At 50.6% G+C, this 20,004-nt stretch carries 16 protein-coding genes; 5 read left to right on the top strand and 11 right to left on the bottom strand.

Annotation, left to right across the window (positions count from 1 at the left end):
• Positions 1-15: 15 nt before the first annotated feature.
• The 4 genes from ACY0JR_RS17475 to ACY0JR_RS17460 all read right to left on the bottom strand — a co-directional run bounded on the left by ACY0JR_RS17475 (position 16) and on the right by ACY0JR_RS17460 (position 2,866).
• Entirely contained in the window at positions 16-312 is a 297-nt protein-coding gene (locus tag ACY0JR_RS17475) for a hypothetical protein (RefSeq protein ID WP_462635435.1), read from the bottom strand.
• 190 nt (positions 313-502) lie between these two features.
• The gene (locus ACY0JR_RS17470; RefSeq protein WP_462635434.1) at positions 503-901 is read right to left on the bottom strand and encodes a hypothetical protein; all 399 of its coding nucleotides are present in this window, start codon (positions 899-901) and stop codon (positions 503-505) included.
• A 27-nt stretch (positions 902-928) separates the two neighbouring features.
• A complete protein-coding gene (locus ACY0JR_RS17465) occupies positions 929-1,438 on the bottom strand; it encodes a GAF domain-containing protein (protein ID WP_462635433.1) in 510 nt (169 codons plus the stop codon).
• A 384-nt stretch (positions 1,439-1,822) separates the two neighbouring features.
• Positions 1,823-2,866, bottom strand: coding sequence for a chemotaxis protein CheB (locus ACY0JR_RS17460; RefSeq protein ID WP_462635432.1), 1,044 nt, complete (start codon positions 2,864-2,866; stop codon positions 1,823-1,825).
• A gap of 322 nt (positions 2,867-3,188) precedes the next feature.
• Between ACY0JR_RS17460 and ACY0JR_RS17455 the strand changes: the two genes are divergently transcribed.
• Both ACY0JR_RS17455 and ACY0JR_RS17450 read left to right on the top strand, forming a co-directional pair.
• Positions 3,189-6,176, top strand: coding sequence for a CheR family methyltransferase (locus ACY0JR_RS17455; RefSeq protein WP_462635431.1), 2,988 nt, complete (start codon positions 3,189-3,191; stop codon positions 6,174-6,176).
• A gap of 44 nt (positions 6,177-6,220) precedes the next feature.
• Positions 6,221-9,307 carry a PAS domain-containing sensor histidine kinase gene (locus tag ACY0JR_RS17450; protein WP_462635430.1) on the top strand — a complete coding sequence of 1,029 codons (3,087 nt, stop codon included), beginning with the start codon at positions 6,221-6,223 and terminating at the stop codon, positions 9,305-9,307.
• Between the two features lie 950 nt (positions 9,308-10,257).
• Here the strand turns inward: ACY0JR_RS17450 and ACY0JR_RS17445 are convergent.
• Positions 10,258-10,593 carry an STAS domain-containing protein gene (locus tag ACY0JR_RS17445; protein WP_462635429.1) on the bottom strand — a complete coding sequence of 112 codons (336 nt, stop codon included), beginning with the start codon at positions 10,591-10,593 and terminating at the stop codon, positions 10,258-10,260.
• A gap of 61 nt (positions 10,594-10,654) precedes the next feature.
• Positions 10,655-11,005 carry an STAS domain-containing protein gene (locus ACY0JR_RS17440; protein WP_462635428.1) on the bottom strand — a complete coding sequence of 117 codons (351 nt, stop codon included), beginning with the start codon at positions 11,003-11,005 and terminating at the stop codon, positions 10,655-10,657.
• A 295-nt stretch (positions 11,006-11,300) separates the two neighbouring features.
• Here ACY0JR_RS17440 and ACY0JR_RS17435 point away from each other — a divergent pair, with 295 nt between their 5' ends.
• Positions 11,301-11,951 (top strand): response regulator, encoded by a 651-nt coding sequence (locus ACY0JR_RS17435; protein ID WP_462635427.1) that lies wholly within the window; start codon positions 11,301-11,303, stop codon positions 11,949-11,951.
• A 1,394-nt stretch (positions 11,952-13,345) separates the two neighbouring features.
• Entirely contained in the window at positions 13,346-14,341 is a 996-nt protein-coding gene (locus ACY0JR_RS17430) for a cation diffusion facilitator family transporter (RefSeq protein WP_462635426.1), read from the top strand.
• A gap of 465 nt (positions 14,342-14,806) precedes the next feature.
• Here the strand turns inward: ACY0JR_RS17430 and ACY0JR_RS17425 are convergent, their stop codons facing one another.
• Both ACY0JR_RS17425 and ACY0JR_RS17420 read right to left on the bottom strand, forming a co-directional pair.
• Positions 14,807-15,901, bottom strand: coding sequence for an endonuclease/exonuclease/phosphatase family protein (locus tag ACY0JR_RS17425; protein ID WP_462635425.1), 1,095 nt, complete (start codon positions 15,899-15,901; stop codon positions 14,807-14,809).
• Positions 15,902-16,557: 656 nt separating this feature from the next.
• Complete coding sequence (locus ACY0JR_RS17420) at positions 16,558-17,661, bottom strand: PA0069 family radical SAM protein (RefSeq protein ID WP_462635424.1); 1,104 nt, start codon at positions 17,659-17,661, stop codon at positions 16,558-16,560.
• A 297-nt stretch (positions 17,662-17,958) separates the two neighbouring features.
• On the opposite strand from ACY0JR_RS17420, the gene ACY0JR_RS17415 reads away from it, so the two are divergent.
• Positions 17,959-18,408 carry a hypothetical protein gene (locus ACY0JR_RS17415; RefSeq protein ID WP_462635423.1) on the top strand — a complete coding sequence of 150 codons (450 nt, stop codon included), beginning with the start codon at positions 17,959-17,961 and terminating at the stop codon, positions 18,406-18,408.
• 109 nt (positions 18,409-18,517) lie between these two features.
• Here the strand turns inward: ACY0JR_RS17415 and ACY0JR_RS17410 are convergent, their stop codons facing one another.
• The 3 genes from ACY0JR_RS17410 to ACY0JR_RS17400 are packed head-to-tail and all read right to left on the bottom strand — an operon-like array spanning position 18,518 to position 19,993.
• Positions 18,518-18,919 carry a c-type cytochrome gene (locus ACY0JR_RS17410; RefSeq protein WP_462635422.1) on the bottom strand — a complete coding sequence of 134 codons (402 nt, stop codon included), beginning with the start codon at positions 18,917-18,919 and terminating at the stop codon, positions 18,518-18,520.
• Positions 18,920-18,923: 4 nt separating this feature from the next.
• Complete coding sequence (locus ACY0JR_RS17405; protein WP_462635421.1) at positions 18,924-19,571, bottom strand: SCO family protein; 648 nt, start codon at positions 19,569-19,571, stop codon at positions 18,924-18,926.
• Positions 19,568-19,993: a hypothetical protein gene (locus tag ACY0JR_RS17400; RefSeq protein ID WP_462635420.1), complete on the bottom strand. Its 426-nt coding sequence runs from the start codon at positions 19,991-19,993 to the stop codon at positions 19,568-19,570. Before ACY0JR_RS17400 ends, ACY0JR_RS17405 begins: the two co-directional genes overlap by 4 nt.
• Positions 19,994-20,004: the final 11 nt, after the last annotated feature.

Raw genomic sequence — 20,004 nt, 5'->3', positions numbered from 1 at the left:
GAATAATATATGTGTTTAAACTCTTCTTCTGGCCTGTGGTGCTGAGGACGAGGAATAAATGTAAAATGGTAACGTGGGGTTCAGAACTTGGTCAACGCCCATTTTGGTGATGTAGTAGATGGGTTCAGAAATGCCTTTGCTACTGATGAGGCAACCGTGGTTTTCCAGCACGTGGCAACACTTCTGCACCTTTTCTAACGGCAAATCGGCGACCTGGCTCATGACCACCGCAGACACCGGCAAATGAACCGGCGATGGGTCTCCTTTTACCAACCCGTACACAGCTTTCAGCACTTTTTCTTCCTCTACCATACCTTTCCCTGTTATGCTTTATGCGTCTATTAACGGGCATTCTTTCAGCAAGTTGTAGTAATACGCACTTTTTTATAGAGTAAATACGGTATTTTTCAGAAACCAGACAGACACCTGGTACTCCTAAGCACAAAACCAAAATCAAGGAAAATACAGCAGTTCAAGGGGGAAGTCTGAGAAATCGGGACTGTTACACTGCCAGAAGCCATTCCTGGGCGGCGGCTCTTCCTTGAAAGGTAGTGACCATGACTCCTTTCACCCCGAATTCTATGGCTTTGTCAACGGAGAGCTTGGCGTAGATGTCTGGGGAGTACACGTGGGCAATAAACCGGCACCCGGCCTGTACCATTCTGGGTACCCAGTCAAGGGCCACCCACTCGGCAGCGTCTGACCACATGCCGGTTACCAGGGTGTTGTCATTGAGTAATTTGGTGCAGCGGTACGCCGTCAGGAACTTCAGGACCTTTTCGCAGCCGTCCATCACGGTGGCCTCGGTCTGCTCCCCTACCCAGTCAGCAAGCAGAGTGTCATGCATTACGTCATACGTAATGGAGAGATGAGGGTCATTGACCAGTAGTTTCCCGTCCATGTGAAAAGGTGCCTTAGCGTGGTGTGTCTAGTTAGTACCTCGTTCTAGGTTCTCCATTACCACAGAGGCAAGGTTTTCCAGTATCTTCTGGTCAGACGCAGAAAACTCCCGGGGCTCGGTGTCTACAAGGCAGAGCGCGCCTACGTTGTAACCGTCTGTGGTAGTCAACGGTGCCGCCGCGTAAAAACGCAGCCCGAACTCGCCCGTTACCATGGGGTTGGCCAGTAAACAGGGTTCTTCCAGTGCATTCTGGAACACAGTAGCTCCTTCCCTGAGCACAGCCAGCGAGCAAAGGCTGGTGCCTCTGGGCACGGGTTGGGTAACGTCCAGGCCCGCGCTGCCTTTCGTGTGCACGTACGCACTGTCTACAAAGTTTACCAGCGCAATGGGCACGTGGAACATGCGGGCGGCCATGGCGGCAATGTGCTTAAAGGTGCCCTCCTCGCGGTGTGTGTCCAGAAGGTGCAGGCTGTAGAGTCTTTCCAGCCGCTCTTCCTCGTTGTCTGGGATGATAGGAATTCCAAAGGTGTTCTCCATGGTACTTGTATAGGGGGAAATAAAGAGAAGCCTTTTTCATGACCTGTCATTCAGGTGTACCGCTGGCGCTCTTCAAGGGTTACAGGCAGGCAAACAAAGGTAGACGAAGTTTTCGGGATGCGGGCCATAAAACGTCTTCGGCTTGCCGAAGCAGGAATATGCTACATAGTGGTTGCTTTTCATGCTGTCCTTTTGGGCAGGCCTTTCGGTCTGTCAGAGAAGAGACCGAGGAAACGGGGCTGTCAGGAGATAGACCGAAGGGAGAAGATAAGCTGAATCTTACAGGGAAGATTTGCTCAATCAGAACCAGCAGAGCCAGGGTAAGTAAAAAAAAACCTGTTTGAAGCCTGTTTTTGGAAAAACGGGCTTCAAACAGGTTCCCCATCAGCCTACTTCTTTCTCGTCCACGCCATCGTGGCGGTGGCGGGCGTTGGCGTTGGTCATGAGCAGGTGCCGGATGCGGGAAATATGCTGCTTGAGTTCGTTGGCGCGTTCTTCTTGGGCTTCTGACCAGTAGTTTTGGCCTTTGCGGCGGTCCTGGTCGGCCATGGCGCTGAGCATGGTGCGGCGCTCTTCCAGCATGCGCAGGGCAATCCATAGGGTTTCTTCAATAGACTCTACGTTGGCGTTCAGGTAGGCCTCTGGGGTGAAGGCGTGGCCCACGTGGCACCGGTAATGGGTCACGTTGCCTTTGTCCACCTCCCAAAGCGCCCCCCCGCACGAAGGACAAGAGAAATGGGACCGTGGGCCCAACAACTCGGTTTCTTCAATTTCCCCGGAGTCCAGCATGAGGCGCTCGGCAATGTTGGCTTCGTACACAATGTCCTCGGGGGCTTCGGCGTCTGGCGAGGAGGGCACAAACACCAGTTCCTCCAGCAGTTGCCCCATTTCGGCTACGTTGACCACGTAGTCTACTTCTATTTCATTGAGCACGCTCAGGGGCATGTCGGGGTATTCGGCTTCTTCGGGTTTCTGCACAATGGTAATACCGCCGCTGCGCTTGATCATCTCCATGCCCACGGTGCCGTCTTGCAGCATGCCGGTGAGGATAATCCCAATCACCCTTGGGCCATACGCCGCCGCGGCAGACCGGAACAAAGGGTCAATGGCGGGCCTGAACAGGTTCTCGCGCGGGCCTTTGGTCACCAGCATACGGCCTTTCTGCAGCAGCAAGTGGTGGTCCTGGGGCACAAAGTAGACGTTTCCGTTTTCAATGGTTTGTTCGTGCGTGGCTACCTGGCAGGTGAGGTTAGAGGTCTTGTTCAGGCGCTCTACCAGCACATCTGAGTTGGAGTTGCGGGCCAGGTGCTGCACAATGAAAATGGCGGCGGGCAAATCTGCGGGCAGTTGGTCCATTAATTCACAGAGAACGGTCATGCCGCCGGCCGAGGTACCAATCACTATAATGTCGTGATGCGGAAGTTTCATGTTGGTCTGTTTAGTCTGGTTAGGTGAGTATGCGCATACGGTTCATTGCTACTACGTGCAAAAGAGGGAAAACAACCAACCGCCCGCCGGTTTTGGCCTCACTTTGCAAAAAACAGTGCAGAAACGTAGCAGGCCGCACCGTATTAATGCGGTTTCTGCGCCAAACAAGTACGAGTGGTGGAAACGGAGCAAGGGAATTGTTGTACCTTAGAGGATTAAGGAAAGGCGGCAGCGGGTCTTCTGGCAGAGACCAGGGCAATGGCCATCTTCTGAAGCGCCTAACCCACAAGAGACCAGCCCCTTTCTTTTACGTACAACATTTATGGAGAGAACAGAAACAGAAAATCCTTCGCCCGCCCCGCGACCTTCTGATGCGCAGCACAACCGGCTGAAGGAATTTCACAAAGAGATAATTCCAATGGACACCCCTAACCACGATTTCCAGATTGTGGCCCTGGGCGGCTCTGCCGGATCATTGGAGGGGTTTGAGGCGTTCTTCCAGCATCTGCCCTCGGGCACGGGCATGGCCTACGTGGTGGTGCCCCACCTGGACCCCACCCAGAAAGGCATGATGACTGAAATTATTAAGCGGTATACGTCTTTGCCGGTGCTGGAGGTCACAGACGGCCTGAAGGTAGAGCCGGAACACGTGTACGTGGTGCCTTCGCACAAAGAAACCGCGCTGGAGAGAGGCCACTTCAGACTGATAGAGCCTGAGCAGCCCAACGGCCAGCGCATGCCCATTGACTACTTTTTCCAGAGCCTGGCCGTGAACCGCCGCGAGCACGCCATTGGGGCTATCCTCTCCGGCATGGGGGCAGACGGCACGCTGGGCGTGAAAATGATTATGGAGAACTTTGGCATGGTGATGGTGCAGGACCCCAACACCGCCCGCTTTGACGCCATGCCCCGTAACGCCATTAAGACCGAGTTCGTGGACTATGTGCTGCCCGTGGAGGAAATGCCCCAGAAATTGGTGGCCTACGCGCAGATGCCGCCTATCAAGACCAAGAACATGATAGAGGCGCACAAGTCTACCCAAATGCTGCAGAAGATCTTTGAGCTCATTCGTAGCAAAACCGGGCATGACTTTTCGCTGTACAAACGCAATACCATTTTTAGGCGCATTGAGCGGCGCATGAACAGCCACCAGCTCACCCAGTTCTCTGAGTACGTCCAGTTACTGCAGGAAAATCCGCTGGAAGTGGAAAATCTCTTCAAGGAGTTGCTCATTGGCGTAACCAAGTTCTTCAGAGACGCCGAGGCCTTTGCCCTGCTGCAAGACAAATACCTGCCCGAAATGCTGCGCCATAAACAGGACGGCGACAACGTGCGGGTATGGGTGGCGGGTTGCTCTACCGGCGAAGAGGCCTATTCCATTGCCATTCTGCTGCAGGAAGCCATTGAGAAACTGGGAAAGAACCTGACCATACAGGTATTCGCCTCAGACATTGACCCCGAAGCCATTGAACGCGCCCGCGCCGCCATTTACCAGGAAAACATCACCGGAGATGTGTCCCCGGAGCGTCTGTACCGGTTTTTCATTAAGATAGACAACCAGTACCACATCAGGAAAGAACTGCGCGAGAAGGTGGTGTTTGCGGTGCATAATATTAACCGTGACGCGCCGTTTACCAAACTAGACCTGCTCACCTGCCGCAACCTGCTCATCTATCTTTCCTCAGAACTGCAGAAGAAACTGTTTCCGGTTTTCCACTATGCCCTTAACCCCAACGGGTTGCTGTTTTTAGGTTCCTCAGAGACCCTTTCCGGCTTCCCAGACATGTTCACCACCCTTGACACCAAATGGAAAATCTCCCGCCGTGACGAAACCACCCTTCCGCTGGGGCGCCTGTCAGAGTTTCCGTTCACTTATAAATCCATTGAATCCGTGAAACCCAATCCAGAGCCGCAGGCCATTGTGAAGAGAGAATCCAGTTTAAGCCGGGTGGTGCAGCGCGTCATGCTGCAGCAGTTTGCGCCCCCTACCCTTATTGTGAATGCCAACGGAGATATTTTCTACGTGCATGGGCGCACGGGCAAGTACCTGGAGCCCGCCCAGGGCCAGGGCACGCTCAATGTGTTCAACATGGCCCGTGAAGGCCTCGCGTTTGAAATGAACAACCTGGTAAACCGGGCGGCTGTACTGGGGGAACAGGTCATGGCCGAAAACATAGCCGTGAAAACCGACCATGGTACCCAGCACGTGAAACTTACGGTTAGCCCTTTGCAGGAGCCAGACCCCATTAGAGGCATGCTCATGGTTACCTTGGAAGACATGCCCGCACCTAAAACCCGCAAAGGCCGCAAAGACAGCGTGGAAGAGGCTTCTCTGAAAGATGCCCGCATTGCCGAGCTGGAGAAAGAACTGCTCTACACCAAACAGCGCCTGCAGAACACCATTGAAGAAATGAACTCGTCACTGGAAGAACTAAAGTCTACCAATGAAGAACTGCAGTCTGCCAATGAGGAGCTGCAAAGCACCAATGAGGAGGCCATGACCAACAAAGAAGAGATGCAGTCTCTGAACGAGGAACTCATGACCATTAACCTCCAGTACCAGACCAAAACCGAGGAGCTGGTGAATTCCAACAATGACATGAAGAACCTGTTGGACAGCACCGAAGTGGCCACCATCTTCCTGGACAACAACCTCAACATCAAAAACTTCACGCCGCAGGCCACGCAGGTTTTCAACGTCATCCGGACGGATGTGGGGCGCTCCATCACGCATATTGCCTCTAACCTCAAGTACCAGAACATAGAAGAAGACATCAAAGAAGTGCTGGACCGGCTGCGCAGCAAAGAGGTGCATCTGCAAACCAAAGATGAGCAGCACTGGTATTCTATGCGGGTACTCCCCTACCGCACGGCAGACAATTTCATAGACGGCGCGGTGGTCACGTTCACCAACATCACCAACTTCAAAAACCTGGAAGCCAGCGTAGCCGCCACCAGCCTGTACGCCGCCAACATTGTAGACATTATTCAGCAGCCTTTGCTGGTACTGGACGGGCAACTACGGGTAGAATGCGCCAGCAACGCCTTTGCCCAAACGTTCCAGCTTATACCAGAGCAGTTAAAGGGCCAGTGGCTCTACCACTTAGGCAATGGCCAATGGGACATACCGGAGCTAAGAAAGCTTATGACCCAGCTCCTGACGAACGAAGCGGAAATAAGAAATGTAGTGCTGGAGCATGAGTTCCCGGTGATTGGGTACCGCCGAATGGTTTTAAACACCCGGCGGGTAGAGCAAACGGAGAACAAGCCGTTTAAGATCTTGTTGGCGATGGAGGTATTTGAAAAATAAGGGACCGTGCGTGCCTACAGCTTTGGTTTTGAACCTGTTTCTATATGAGTGACGAGAAGAATAGTCCGATTGAAATGGCCCATGATTTCTCTTTGCTGCGGCAACGGGCAGAGAAATTACAGAAGCCCGTGAGCGTCACAGACGTGCAGAACATGACGCCGCATGAGGTGCGCCAGGTTATACAGGAACTCCAGATTCACCAGACAGAGCTGGAGATGCAGAACCACCAGCTGCAACTGGCCACCTATGAACTGGAAATAGCCCGGGCCAAGTACCTTGACTTGTACCAGCACTCACCGTTTGGGTACGTGACCTTAGACGAACACGGGGTTATTGAAGAAGCCAACGCCAAAGGCGTGGAACTCCTGGCCGCTTCCAAAGAACTGCTGGTAGCCCGCCGCTTCAGCCAGTTTGTGCATACTGAGAGTCTGGACGCTTTTTACGGTTTCTTTAAACGGGTCCTACTCTCAGAGAAAATCCAGACGGTAGAGCTACAGGTAGTTTCCCACACGGGCACTATTTTCTACGCCCAGTTGGAAGGCATGCTGCTGCGCCGCGACAACGAAACCGACCAGTGCCGCATCGCCTTTGTAGACGTGACGGAACGCAAAACGGCGCATATTGAACTGGCCAACAAAGAGGCACTGCTTTCTACCATCATCAACTCTTCACTCAACGCTATTCAGGTGTTCAAAGCGGTGCGGGACAGCAACGGCACCCTCATTGATTTTGAATGGTTGCTGCTGAACAGAACCGCCGAGCTTTTCCTGGATCATACCCTGGAGCAACTGCGCCGCCACCGCCTCACCGAGCTGCTGCCCAGTTTCCTGACCGACGGCCACTTTTTCACGTTCATTCATGTGGTGGAAAATGGTCAGCCCGCCACGTTTACAGCCCATTTTAAAGAAAACAAGACCGAACGGTGGCTTAATTGCGTGGCCGTAAAACTGGAAGACGGCTTCGTGCTCACCTTTGAAGACGTCACGCAGCAGCGCATTGCCAATGAAAAACTACAGGAAAGCCAGCTCCTGATCAAGAAAACCGCGGAGGCCATGCCCGATTTCCTGTACGTGGAAGACGTGATCATGGGCCGCAACGTGTACAACAACCGTGACTTTCTCGCTTTTCTGGGCTACACCGCTGCTGACATTAAAGGCCACCCCCGCGAATTACTGGACACCCTCTACCACCCCGAAGATGCGCACCTGCTCCAGAACCGCGAAAGCCGGTTCAGCGAAGTGAAAGACGGCGAGTTCCTGAAATCGCTGGTACGCATCAAAGCCAAAGACGGTACCTGGCGCAACATCCTGTTCCGGGACACCGTGTTCAAACGGGGCAACTCGGGCAGGCCCATCCAGTTGGTAGGCGTGGCCATGGACTTAACGGAGAGCATGAAAAAAGACCGGGAACTGCACCAACTCCATGAAACCATTACCGCCATTCTGCAGAACCTGCCCGTTACGCTCTGGCGCATTGGCCAAGACGGCCACATTCTGGAGTCCAGAGGCGCCGGACTGAAAGCACTGGGTCTGCAGGAACACCAAATGATAGGCAACTCTTTCGCCCAGGTCCATCCTGAATTAGACCAGCAGATTAAACAGGTGCTGCTAGGGCACAAAGTAACTTCATTGGCAGAGTTTGACGTGAACGGGCAAAAAGTGTACAAGCAAGTGTACCTGTTCCATGACACCCAAACCAGCGAGGCCATTGGTTTCTGTTTAGATGTCACTGATCTGAAAAGGGCCGAGGAAGAAGTCCAGTACCGCAACATGCTCATGGAGCAGCTGCTCCAGAACCTGCCGCTGGTATTGGCCGTGGCAGACAAAAATGGTTATTACACCGAATTAAAAGGAAAAGGGCTCAGAAGCCTGGGGCTGGAAGACAATGCCCTGACCGGCCAAAACGTGTACGAAATCTTCCCGCATCTCAAAGAAAACCTAGATGATATTCTGAATGGGCAGGTAACCACCTTTATCTCCTCGTACATGCACCAAGGCAAGGAAGTCCATTTTCAGAACTACGGCTTCTTAGACAAAGAGAAACAGAGCGCCGTTGCCTTCGCCTTTGACATCTCTGAGTTAAAAGAGGTGCAAAACCAACTTCAAGCAGAGAAAGAGTTTTCTGAAAACCTGCTGGAAACGCACATTCACGGCATTATTGCCCTAGATCAACACCTGCAGATTACCGCCTGGAACCAGGCTATTGCGCAAATGACCTCCATTGACCGGCAGCAGGTCATAGGCTCGGCCGTTCCATCCCTTTTTCCGCCCCATTCCAGAACCAGGCTGAAAAAGAAACTGGAGAAGGTCTTGCAGGGCGAGCGGTTATCCCTTGCCCACCTGCCCTTTCTACCCGAAGACCGATCCTTTGAGATCAACCTCATTCCGCTGTACAATACCGCCCAGGTAGTAACCGGCATTTTAGGAGTGGTGCAGGACACCACGCACCAGAAACTGCGCCAGAAAGAAGAAACCCAGTACCGGTTGTCGCAGCAGAAGTTGGTCATGGATGCCATTCTCTCTACCCAGAACGAAGAACGCAAGCGTATTGCCGAGGCCCTGCACAACAGCCTGGCCCAGCTCCTGTACGCCGCCAAACTGAACCTGGAAGAGATTGAGAATGAGCAGCAGCGTACCAATGAACCCACCATGCCGCTCAAAAAGGTATCTGGTTTTCTGGAGGAAGCCATTAAAGAAACCCGTACGCTGGCCCATGAGCTCATACCCCGGGTATTGGTAGACTTCGGGCTGAAATCTGCTCTCAAAGACATGGCTACGCGCCTCTCCACCAATTCCTTTGCCGTCCGCTGCGTGATCACCGGCTTTGACCAACCCACCGATCCTGGCCTGGAAACCCACCTGTTCCGGTTTGTGCAGGAACTCCTCAACAACGTCATGAAACACGCCGAGGCCACCGAGGCCCTGGTACAGGTGGTAGACCGCGGCAAAGCCGTGCGCGTGCGCGTGCAGGACAACGGCAAAGGCATGCCCGAAGACTGCCTGGAGAAAGTCCCCAACCGCGGCATGGGCCTCACCACCATCCAAAACCGCGTCAAGCTCCTGCAAGGCACCATGACCATTGACTCATCACCCAGCGAAGGCGCTTGTATCACCATAGACATTCCCCACTAAGCCGCCAAGGGTAGTTGTTTCACCGCCGTTTTCCATAAAACAACGGTGAAACAACTACCCTTGGCCTCCGCTATTCTTTGCCTGTTCTCAAGAAATCATGCCTTTTTCAGGAACCTAGCGGTAGGTTCTATGCACGCATGGCCTGCTTTTCTCCATAAAGGTTCGTTCCTGGTTCTTTTGTGAAGGGATTTTGTTCCCTGCGGGAAGTGCCTTTAAAGTGAGGAATGCGTGTGATTTGCTGGTGTACACATCCCCCTTCGGCCCCTTCAAAGGGTAGGGCCGTTAAGTTCTAAGAATTGATATGGTTCAAGTTTTCAACTTGGACCTAAAATGAGCTGAAGTTTGCAAATCAGTAAGGCGTTAGCCTCAAATTCTGCAAGAAAGGCAATGGACTTTACCGCAGTTTAAGCCTCCAATGTAGAACTTAACGGCCCTACCCTTTGAAGGGGGGAGTATCTGCTACTCCCGCTACTTTCCCCTTTCCAGTCTTTCCCAAGCGCGCCTCGCTTTTGGCCCTGGAATGGCAAAACTAAGAGAGAAAGACAATACAGGCCGAAAGGGCAGTGCGGGAAGGGAAGACGGGGCCTCGCGGCCGTGAGCGCACGGAGGGGAAACCATGCAACAACCAAGCATAAGGGCACCGCATCCACCACCCGCCACGCCAGCAACAGGCAAACCGCCAGAAAAAGCCTAAACGCTTAACCAGCCTGCAATAAAGAAAACATCAAAAAGTAGAGGAGGAACTGGCAAGAAAACCAGGCTTGAAGGAAAGCAAGAAGTTGCTTCTGTGAGATAGATGAGCCTTTCTATATTACCAATGGAGAAGTACCCCCCCATGACCCGCAAGGAAACGCTCTAAAACAGTACGGAAAAGAAAATGACAAATAAAATTATTTATATCAACCTGTACCATTTACACCTTTGCCGCCAAAGCAAAAACAAAAAAGCGATTACTTTTCCTGCAAAAGAGCGTCCTTTTTGGTAGGGACAATGCACATGATCAAATGAAGGCCCAATAACTCAAACACGTTTTTCACCTGCTCGCTCATGCCGTACAGCACCAGCGGAATGCTTCTGGCTTCCAATGTTCCCATATGAGAGATGAGAACCCCTAATCCTGCCGAAGAAATGTACGAAAGCGCTTCGCAATCAATCCATAACTGCTCCAAAGGCTTGCACAAAGCTATCTCCATTTCCCTGTCCAGTTCCAGACAAGTAGAGGCATCCAGCTCTCCGCTCAGGCGTAAAATATACGCGTAAGCCTCTTCTTCTATGGCTATGTTCATGGCCTTTTTTATTTAAAGTACGCATTTAATTTTTAATTCGCACATTAATAAATTGTTAGTTCTACGCCGAGTTCTTCTTATTTACATACTTGATTGCAGTATCTAAAGAATCTACCACTTTCACCAAAGAGTCAAATCCTGAAGAATTTATAAGACCATGAATAGTGTCTTTCAGGTTAAAAAGAATAAGTTCTTTCTTGTGCTGCTGCACTTGCTGTACATACGGCAGCAAATTGCGCAATCCGGCGGGTGTCACTTCGGTCACGTTGGAGAAATCAAGGAGCAGGTACTTTCTATTAACTTGAAACACAGCCGTTAACTGCTCTTTCACCCTTTCCTCAGAGAGTCCGTCCAATGCACCTCTGAGCGTGACCAGCAAACCTGCATTTGTGAGTTGAGTGTAAATTTCCATTAACTTCTGAACCGTCCTTTCTACTTGCAAAATACAATAGCAGGCATATTTCCCTTCCAAAAGTAGGCATGTGCAATTCCTTAAAAAAGGTCATTAATACCCCATTTTATTAATAGTATAAGTACTATGTTTTGGGCATTAACAACAAATCTCCAGACGGGGCAGAGACTAATGTAAATTGATTACGTATTAATACTAGATATTGCCTCTTTTCAGGAAGGAAACCCGTAATTATTAGATATAATTAAAATTTCTTAATTTCTTTAACCTCTCAGTCTTATAACATAAACAGGTGATGATAAAAGTAATCTTAGTAGATGATCATACGTTGATCAGAGATGGGTTGAAGTCTTTACTTAAATCTGAAAGAACCATACAAATAGTAGGGGAAGCAGAAAATGGGCAGCAGCTGTTAAACCTTTTGGAAACCACCACCCCAGATGTAATCATGTTAGACTTGAACATGCCGGTAATGGATGGTTTTGAAACCCTGCAACATCTGCAGCAAAAGCACCCCAATATCAAAGTCCTGATCTTAACCATGCTGGACCAGGAAAGCTATGTGCACAAAGTAAGGTCTGCCGGAGCAATGGGTTATGTGCTGAAAACCGCCGGTAGAGACGAGCTGGTTCACGCCATTAAAACGGTGGCCAATGATAACTCCTTTATTTCTTCTGAGGTGGCGCTGAACCTCCTCAACAAAGCCAACCAGCCGGAAGGAGCCGCCCAAAGCACCAACTCCAAGAATAATCCTGACCTTTCTAAACGGGAGATGGAAGTATTGAAACTCATTGCCGAAGGATACACCAACGCTGAGATTGCCGACAAGCTCTTCGCCAGCAAACGGACCATTGAGTCTCACCGCCAGCACCTGATTGAGAAAACCAAGGCCCGTAACACGGCCACCTTAATCAAGTACGCCATTCAGGAAGGCCTCATAGACTAAGTTCACCGCCTTCACCCATCATAAACGGTTGTTCCGGTTTCAAGGCAGCTTTCCCAAAAGAAGCCATAAAACGGGAACAACCGTTTTTATGTACGCTGTTTACAGCATAGATTGCAAAGCCGAGCCTGTAAGATGATCTGATCTTTTAAAGGAGAAAGCAATGCGTGATCTGCGGGTGTAAACATCCCCTTCGTCCCTTCAAAGAGGGAGTTTCCGATTTAGAGGCAGGAGCCCATTGCTACTTTCCCCTTTCCAGTCTTTCCCGAGCGCGCCTCGCTTTTGGCCCTGGATTAGCAAAACTAAGAGCAAAAGACTTCTCAGGCCGAAAGGGCAGTGCGCGAGGGGAAGACGGGGCCTCGCGGCCGTGAGCGCACGGAGGGAAACCATGAAACAACCCAGCATAAGGCCGCCGCATCAACCACCCGCCACGCCAGCAACAGGCAAAAGGCATGCACCAGAGCTTCCTTCTAGAAGGGCAGCCACTCAGATTACTGGTGATAGCACCAACAACGGCGGAAACAACCCAGCAAAAGGGCATAACTGCTTGAATAAGCAGAAGAAAGTTTGAGGCTCTCGCCTCACGGAAGTTGCAAACTTCCAGCCATGATAGGTCCAAGTCACAGACTTGAACCATGTACTTTTTTCTACACCAAGCATCCTTTTCAACCAACATCCTTTTCAACCAACATCCAAACATCCCTAAAAAGGAACAGGCTTCGCCGATCTTCAGCAAAGCCTGTTTTATAGTAGAGGTCCAGAAAAGTATGACCTGCCTCCCAGAAAGAAGCCAGTTATTTTTTCAAAGAAGGCAACTTCAACACATTTTTCCCACACACTGGTGCCTGAATATACTTCTGCCGAAGATCCTGCAACCGGGAGAGAGATTCATTGATACTACCTGCGTCAACGGGCAGCAATAGACTGTTTTTCAATAGCTTTTCAATAGGTTTGCCTACCACAGCCTTCTTAACAGAGGAGTTCATAGAAGTTTTTTCAGATAAAATTTCTTGATTAATGTACCAACAGCGAAATTAGAGGAATGATTAGACCTCTACAATAGTACTTATATGAACCATCTAATGAATTTGTTGCATTAATTTAAAATATTTATATTTACTTATCTAAAGCCACTGCTTATGCATCCTGTATTAGGTTTCCTGTTTTTCTTTCTAGGTCTGCTTGCCTCTTTTATCTCCTGGCTGTTGTCCTTCGTTTTTAATTGGTTCTAAAACCATAGATGCTTTTCTGTTGTACCGCGCCTCTGTGATTGCTTTCAAAGGGGCCAAACATCTTCTTGCCTTATGCTGCGGGTGGGTTAAAAAAAGTCGTACTTTTGCACCCCCTTTCCAGACGCTGTTCGTTTGAAAGGTAAAAAGCGACTTTAACCCCCAACTATGCCCTCCATTTCATCGGGAGTAAAATCTATTCGCATCATGGCCCTCATGTTAGGGTTGGCCGTGGTGTTGCTCAGCGTTAAATTTGGCGCGTACTTCCTTACCAATTCCAACGCCATCCTCACAGATGCCCTGGAATCCATCATCAACTTTGTTTCGGGTGGAGTGGCCTTATACAGTGTGTATCTAGCGGCCAAACCCAAAGACAAAGACCATCCTTACGGGCACGGCAAAATAGAATTCATCTCCTCGGGCCTGGAAGGAACGCTTATTACGGTGGCGGGCATTGCCATTATCTTCAAGTCTGTTTTTAACCTGATGTATCCGCAGCCCATTCAGAAAATGGATGTGGGTATCTTGCTCACCTTAGTGGCCGGAGTTGTGAATTACGTGGCCGGAAAGTATCTGATCAGGCGAGGAACGAAACATCATTCGCTCACCATCATCGCCAACGGCAAGCACTTGCTGTCAGATGCGTATTCCAGCCTGGGGCTGGTGATTGGCCTGGGCTGCATCTATTTCACCCAGGTTCTCTGGATGGATTCTGTGGTGGCCATCATCTTCGGCTCCTTCATCACCTACACGGGGTATGGCATCGTGCGTAATTCTATTTCGGGGGTGATGGATGAGGCCGACAATGAACTGATGGAACGCATTGTCACTGTCCTGAACCAACAACGCCGCGAGAACTGGATTGACCTGCATAACATGCGCGTGATCAAGTACGGCAGCCAACTGCACATAGACAGCCACCTTACCCTGCCGTGGTATTTCAACCTAGTAGAAGCCCACAAAGAGGTAGAATTGCTCCAGGAGATCATTACCGAAGAAATGGGTGATGTGGTAGAACTCTTCGTGCACATTGATCCCTGCCTTCCGCCCATCAGTTGCCGCCTCTGCACCAAGTCTGACTGCCGCGTACGCGAACATGAATTTGTAGGCCGCGTGGAATGGAGTTTGGCCAACGTGAGCGAAGACAAAAAACACACCCTGTAAGAAGACCTATTTACAGGTTTCTATGCTACTATTGGCTCAACCTTTCATCTGCATTAGAATGTTGCCGGAAGTGTTGTTTTAAGCGTCTATTTAGAAGAATGGCTGCAAAACAGTAACTGACTTTGCGAAGGAGCCTCACTAAGCCTCTCTCCATAGGGCTGTAAACGGCATTGGCGCAGACGCTCACAAGTCTAAAAATTCTACGAGGTCTTTGGAGCGGGCGGTATTACGGAAGCAAGCTGTTAGAAAGTACTGGCGCGAGACTCCCGTCTCGTGACCGGGGATGAAGCGAGTCTCCAGACTCGCCGGGAACCACCAACAGGATTGCGAAACATCAAACCGTTAAAACAGTTGAATGCGGCCTCGGGAAAGGGCAACCACAAGGGATTGCCCCTACCCTTCTGCAACCCCAAACCAGGTTCAGTAAATGTAAGCTGAAGCTGAATTCAGTATCCTTGGAATATACTATTCCTTCGGCGCAGCTCCTGCTTTTTTCAGCCATAGATCAGTGACAATGGCGTAATGGTCTGACAGGTTCTTCTTGATGGTTTTGTAGTTGGTGCCCACCATGCGCGGGTCATGGAGCAGGTAGTCTATCCGGAGGACGGAGAAAAGGCCGTTGTAGGTATTTCCCAGGCCCCAGCCGCTCTCGGCGAACGCATCTTTCAGGCCTTTGCTAATTTTATTATACGTGAACGAGGCGGGCGGATCATTGAAATCACCGCAGACAATAACCGGATAAGGCGAGCTTTCAATGTGGTCCGCCACCACTTTTACCTGGCGCGCGCGCTTGGTAGCCCCCACCTGCAACCGCCGGATGATGTTTCGGGAGGCAATGATTTTCTCGTCGTTGGAAGGCTTGGCGTTGGGGTTGCCCAGGAATTCATAGTCTTCGCGCTTAAACCGGTTAGACTGAAAATGGACGTTGTACACCCGCACCGTGTCGGCTCCTATTTTAAGATCGGTGAAGATGCAGAGGTTGTTGGTTTGCTCATGGAAGAAGATGCTCCCTTTGTTTACCACCGGATAGGTGCTGAACGTGGCAATGCCCCAATGGTCGCTTTCGCGCAGGGTCTCTGTGTAGGCTACGTGGGAATTGGTGGCTTTCTGGAGCAGCAGCAGAGTGTCCAGGTTGTTCCGGTTCTTCCGGGAAGACGTGTAGAATTCCTGAAAGCAAAGGATATCTGGGCTCTCTTCCTGCACCATTTCAAAGATCTTGTCGCGGGTGCGGGGGTTACCGGTCCAGCCGTACAAATCAAATAAACGGGCGTTGAAACTAAGCACTCGCAGCTTCTGGGCTTGGGCGGGAACTTCGGTCTGGAAGAGGTTCAGTTGTACCTGGTTGTGCAGGTTGTCAAACCCAATAAGCACGGCAAAAAGCGAGATGAACAAAGCCCGGCTTTTGATCAGCAGCCAGTACAGCACGAAGAGCAGGTTCACCAACAACAACCCCGGGTACGCAAGCGCCACCAGGCTAGCCACCCAGATAATGCTGGGGCTAACGTAAGAGGCTATATGGGAGAGAACCAACAAGACCGCCGCACCTATGTTTAAAAACACTATGAGTTTAAACAAGAAGCTTCTTTTGATTTTCTTCCTTGCCACCGTACTTGCTTGAGTAAGGGTATTGCCCATGCCTAAAGATACAAAGAGCCCGCCTTTTTAGAAATAGTTATATTCAGAAAGAATCGCTACAGGCATTGCTTATAGCCAACTGCCCGCGCCACGAACCTAAGCGCCTGTCTACTTAGTAACGCACCAGAAACAGATTTCTTTCCTTCTGGTTTATTTTCTTTCTGGCACTATTCTCCTCGTCCGCTTCTACTATAAGTACAACTAGAGCTACGTAAAAGGCTGACTTTATAACGCGTATATCACCACATCCGTTTTTCACCATTAGCCGTGGAACCTGCCTTTATATGCAGCTACTTCTCTAAAATACTTTCTTACTACTGTTTCTATTGTTCAGGCTTTCTAAGGATTTATATTTTGAAAGCTTACCCTGTGCAACTCCTCTACTCCCTTTAACTGAAAAGCACCTGTTTTGACTAAAACGGCCTAAAAACGTCCCCTGACATGCTGTCAGAAGCAGAGCAACAGCCACTTTCAAATCAGCGTTTTACAACTTCTTTCGTGAAGAAATTCTTCAACATGACAACCTCCTTTTCTATGGTTTTTTCTGAAAACCTGCCCGAAACCTCTTTGCTGGCTTATGCTTAAAACATGGAAAGCTGTTTTCCTGATCTGGGGGTGAAGGCGGTGAAGTCATACGGCGGCATGCTTCGGCCTTTGAAGTGCTTGTGCAAGGACACTTTGAAGAGTGACCTGATGACCTCGGCCCATCTCCCCTCCCCTGCCATGCGTCTCCCGAATTGGCTGTCGTTGAGGGTTCCGCCGTGGCAGGCTTTGATCTGGTCCAGCACTTTGGCCGCCCGTTCTGGGTACGCTTTGTAAATCCAGTCTTCAAACGTCTCGCCAATGGCTCCGTTCAACCGCACAATGGTGTAGGCCGCCGACAAAGCCCCCGCCGCCGCAGAGGCTTCCAGAATAGCGGGCACTTCATGGTCGTTCAGTCCGGGAATAATGGGAGCCACCATCACGTTCACCGGGATACCAGCCTGGGCCAAGGTCTTTACTACCTGCAAGCGCTTGACACCCGTAGAAGTCCGTGGCTCCAGCTTTTGCCGGAGTGATTCGTCCAGTGTAGTGATAGAGATATTGACGTGTAACAACTGGTGGCGGTGCAGTTCCGAAAGCAAATCCAGGTCCCGCAGGACCAAAGCGTTTTTGGTGATGAGGCTGACCGGGTGCCGGTATTCCAGCAGCACTTCCAGCAAACGCCGGGTAATTCTCTTTTTGGCTTCAATGGGTTGGTAGCAGTCTGTATTACCCGCCAGCATGATGGGCTTCACTACCCATTTGGGGTGCTCCAGTTGCGCGCGCAGCACCTGTGGCGCATTCTCTTTTACAATGATCTTCTGCTCAAAATCTAACCCCGCCCCAAAGCCCCAATACGCATGGGTGTTGCGGGCGTAGCAGTAGATACAACCGTGCTCGCAGCCCTGGTACGGGTTCATGGAATAGCCCTGCCCCAGGTCTGGCGAGTCAATTTCATTCACAATGGTCTTAGGAAATTCCTGAAAGAACTGGGTCGTGGATTTCTGTTCCCATGGCTCATCTAATCCTTCCAGGTGCTCTATCACGTATTCGTTTTTCAGGAAAGGATTAGCGGGGTTGTACTGGGCACCTCGGCCTTTGGTGAGTTCCTTGTCCTGAAAGGGTCTGCTTACTTTTCCTTCTGAAAGAGATTTATTTTCCATAAACTAAAAATATTAGCTTTTTACACTACAAACAAATATTGCTACTGAATTTAGCATATATAAGTTTTATGTGATCTCCTCCTTCCGGTCAAACACCAGTTAACCCCATCTTTCCAGAAACGAGCATTTCTAGCTAGTATTAAATTTCTTATGGGTTTTCACGGAGTGCGACATACGTGTAAATACGTATTTTTCTGTACTTTATAAGATTATTTCCATAAGAGTCAGACTAAATAAATTGCAATCACGTACGAAGAGGCATATCATTACTATTCAAACTTAACCTTTCACTTAGCTATGAAAATTAACGGATTAAAATGGGGTGCTGCTTGCGCTCTTGTGGGCATGATGGCCTTCTCTTCATGTGGTGGCAGCAAAGAAGACCAGGCAAATGGTACCACCACTGACAACACCTCTGTTGACAGCGGCACCATGGATGATGGTACCAGCACCACTACAGACATGGGCTCAGACACCATGGGCACTGGCGGTGGCATGGGTACTACCGGCGGCTCAACCGGAACCACTGGTGGCTCAACTGGCGGTAGCACTACCGGAACAACCGGTACTACAGGCACCACTGGAACAACTGGTTCTACCGGCGGAACCACTGGCATGACTGGAGGCAGCACCACTGGTACTACCGGAACCACTGGTACTACTGGAACTACCGGCACAACTGGCGGAACCACTGGAACAACAGGCGGCACTACTGGTACTACCGGTGGCGGAACTACTGCCCGCTAATTGAACCCCTGAGACAGATTTTGTCTTGCTTATTCATGAAACTAAAAGGGCGGCTGGTTTTGCAACCAGCCGCCCTTTTAGTTTCATGAATATCTTAAAGTTAGTTACCTCAAGGGCAATTTTTCACCTGCTCCCTGATTTCCCCAATAGAGACCCGCTTGGCAGGAGACTTGAACTCCTTGTGCATGTAGTTGATGATATTGGTGAGATCTGCTTCCGTTAACCTGGAGTTGCCGGGCATGGCCTGGTTGTACTGCCGCCCATTCACCGTAATAGGCCCTTTGATTCCCTGCCTTATGAGGCACGCCAGAATATCGCGGTTCTTCTCTGTGTAATCTGAATTCGCCAACGGCGGAATAACTCCGCGCAGCCCCTCGCCGTTTTCCAGGTGGCAACTGGTGCAGTGCCGCCCGTAAAGCAGTTTCCCTTCATCGCCCCGTTCAGTAAAACAGCCGGTAAACGCAATACTCATCCAGAGGACAAACAGGAGCTTCTTGTTAGGGAACATCATCATCCTACTTTTTCTGCTCAGCTAGTAACACATCCATGTCCTGCAGAAGCTTGTCAATGTCTTTGGCGTCTGTGCCGTCATAGTGGCCGCGCAAGCGTCGCTGCTCGTCTACCAATAGAAAGGCGCCGCTGTGCTCAAACCCGCCCGGCATGGCGTTGTCTACCAAGGCACTGGTAAAGTAATGCTTCTGAGCCATGTCCAGGATGGTGTCACGGTTCCCGGTCAGGAAATGCCAGGTAGTACTTTTCACGCCCAACCTTTCGGCGTAATCGCGCAGCACGGCTACGGTGTCATGCGTGGGGTCAATGGAGTGCGACAGCAAGGCCACCCGGGGGTTGTCTTTGTATTTCTCGTACACCCGCAGCATCTGGCTCTTCATTTTAGGGCAGATAGAAGGGCAAGACGTGAAAAAGAAATCGGCGACGTAGATTTTATTGGCCACGGTCTGTTGAGTCACCATCTGGCTGTCCTGATCCAGAAACGCGAAATCTGGGATGGAATGATACACGGTGTCTACCGTCGGTTTCCCGTCTACTACCGTCACCTTCGGTTCTCTGGGGCCAAGGATAGGCAATTGTTTTTTCTCTGGAGACGAGGTGCAGGCTGCGGCCAACCCTGCGCCCAGGCAAAGGGCTAAAAAGGTATTTTTCATTTGGACGTGTTTCTGTAAAGGGAATTCAGGGAATCTGCCGACTTCAGACTCTGGGCAATTACCTGGCGCACTTCCTCTATTTTAGCTTTCTCACGCTGCAGATACGTCAAGGCCTCTGCCGCTGGTTTCCCTTCGGGGTTCCGGTAGGCCCGCATCCACTGCATCATCTGCTCATCAGCTTGCACCAACGCAGCAATGCCCTTGGTCAGACTCGTTTGGGCCGAGGTATCCTGCACCACCACAGAATCTCTCAGGTAGGTGAGTTCTTTGCGGTGCGTGTACAGCGTGCCCATGTTGGCCATGGCCGAATCATGGAGCGCTAGCACCTCTTGCTGCAACGTTTCCACCTTCTTCTCCGGCGAAGGCGAACAAGCCAGGCACCCCATCGTCATCAGAACAAGCAGGCGAGCGGAAGATTTCATATAGGAGTACA

This window comes from Rufibacter sp. JT3400010 (assembly GCF_054956755.1).
Note: the sequence above shows the minus strand (reverse complement) of the source record. Positions and strands in the feature narration are given on the sequence as shown.

Coding starts and splice junctions, on each gene's coding strand:
- ACY0JR_RS17420 (WP_462635424.1), bottom strand. CDS start 17,661: ATGGAAAATAAATCTCTTTCAGAAGGAAAAGTAAGCAGACCCTTTCAG.
- ACY0JR_RS17460 (WP_462635432.1), bottom strand. CDS start 2,866: ATGAAACTTCCGCATCACGACATTATAGTGATTGGTACCTCGGCCGGC.
- ACY0JR_RS17470 (WP_462635434.1), bottom strand. CDS start 901: ATGGACGGGAAACTACTGGTCAATGACCCTCATCTCTCCATTACGTAT.
- ACY0JR_RS17430 (WP_462635426.1), top strand. CDS start 13,346: ATGCCCTCCATTTCATCGGGAGTAAAATCTATTCGCATCATGGCCCTC.
- ACY0JR_RS17465 (WP_462635433.1), bottom strand. CDS start 1,438: ATGGAGAACACCTTTGGAATTCCTATCATCCCAGACAACGAGGAAGAG.
- ACY0JR_RS17405 (WP_462635421.1), bottom strand. CDS start 19,571: ATGAAAAATACCTTTTTAGCCCTTTGCCTGGGCGCAGGGTTGGCCGCA.
- ACY0JR_RS17410 (WP_462635422.1), bottom strand. CDS start 18,919: ATGATGTTCCCTAACAAGAAGCTCCTGTTTGTCCTCTGGATGAGTATT.
- ACY0JR_RS17435 (WP_462635427.1), top strand. CDS start 11,301: ATGATAAAAGTAATCTTAGTAGATGATCATACGTTGATCAGAGATGGG.
- ACY0JR_RS17400 (WP_462635420.1), bottom strand. CDS start 19,993: ATGAAATCTTCCGCTCGCCTGCTTGTTCTGATGACGATGGGGTGCCTG.
- ACY0JR_RS17455 (WP_462635431.1), top strand. CDS start 3,189: ATGGAGAGAACAGAAACAGAAAATCCTTCGCCCGCCCCGCGACCTTCT.
- ACY0JR_RS17415 (WP_462635423.1), top strand. CDS start 17,959: ATGAAAATTAACGGATTAAAATGGGGTGCTGCTTGCGCTCTTGTGGGC.
- ACY0JR_RS17440 (WP_462635428.1), bottom strand. CDS start 11,005: ATGGAAATTTACACTCAACTCACAAATGCAGGTTTGCTGGTCACGCTC.
- ACY0JR_RS17475 (WP_462635435.1), bottom strand. CDS start 312: ATGGTAGAGGAAGAAAAAGTGCTGAAAGCTGTGTACGGGTTGGTAAAA.
- ACY0JR_RS17450 (WP_462635430.1), top strand. CDS start 6,221: ATGAGTGACGAGAAGAATAGTCCGATTGAAATGGCCCATGATTTCTCT.
- ACY0JR_RS17445 (WP_462635429.1), bottom strand. CDS start 10,593: ATGAACATAGCCATAGAAGAAGAGGCTTACGCGTATATTTTACGCCTG.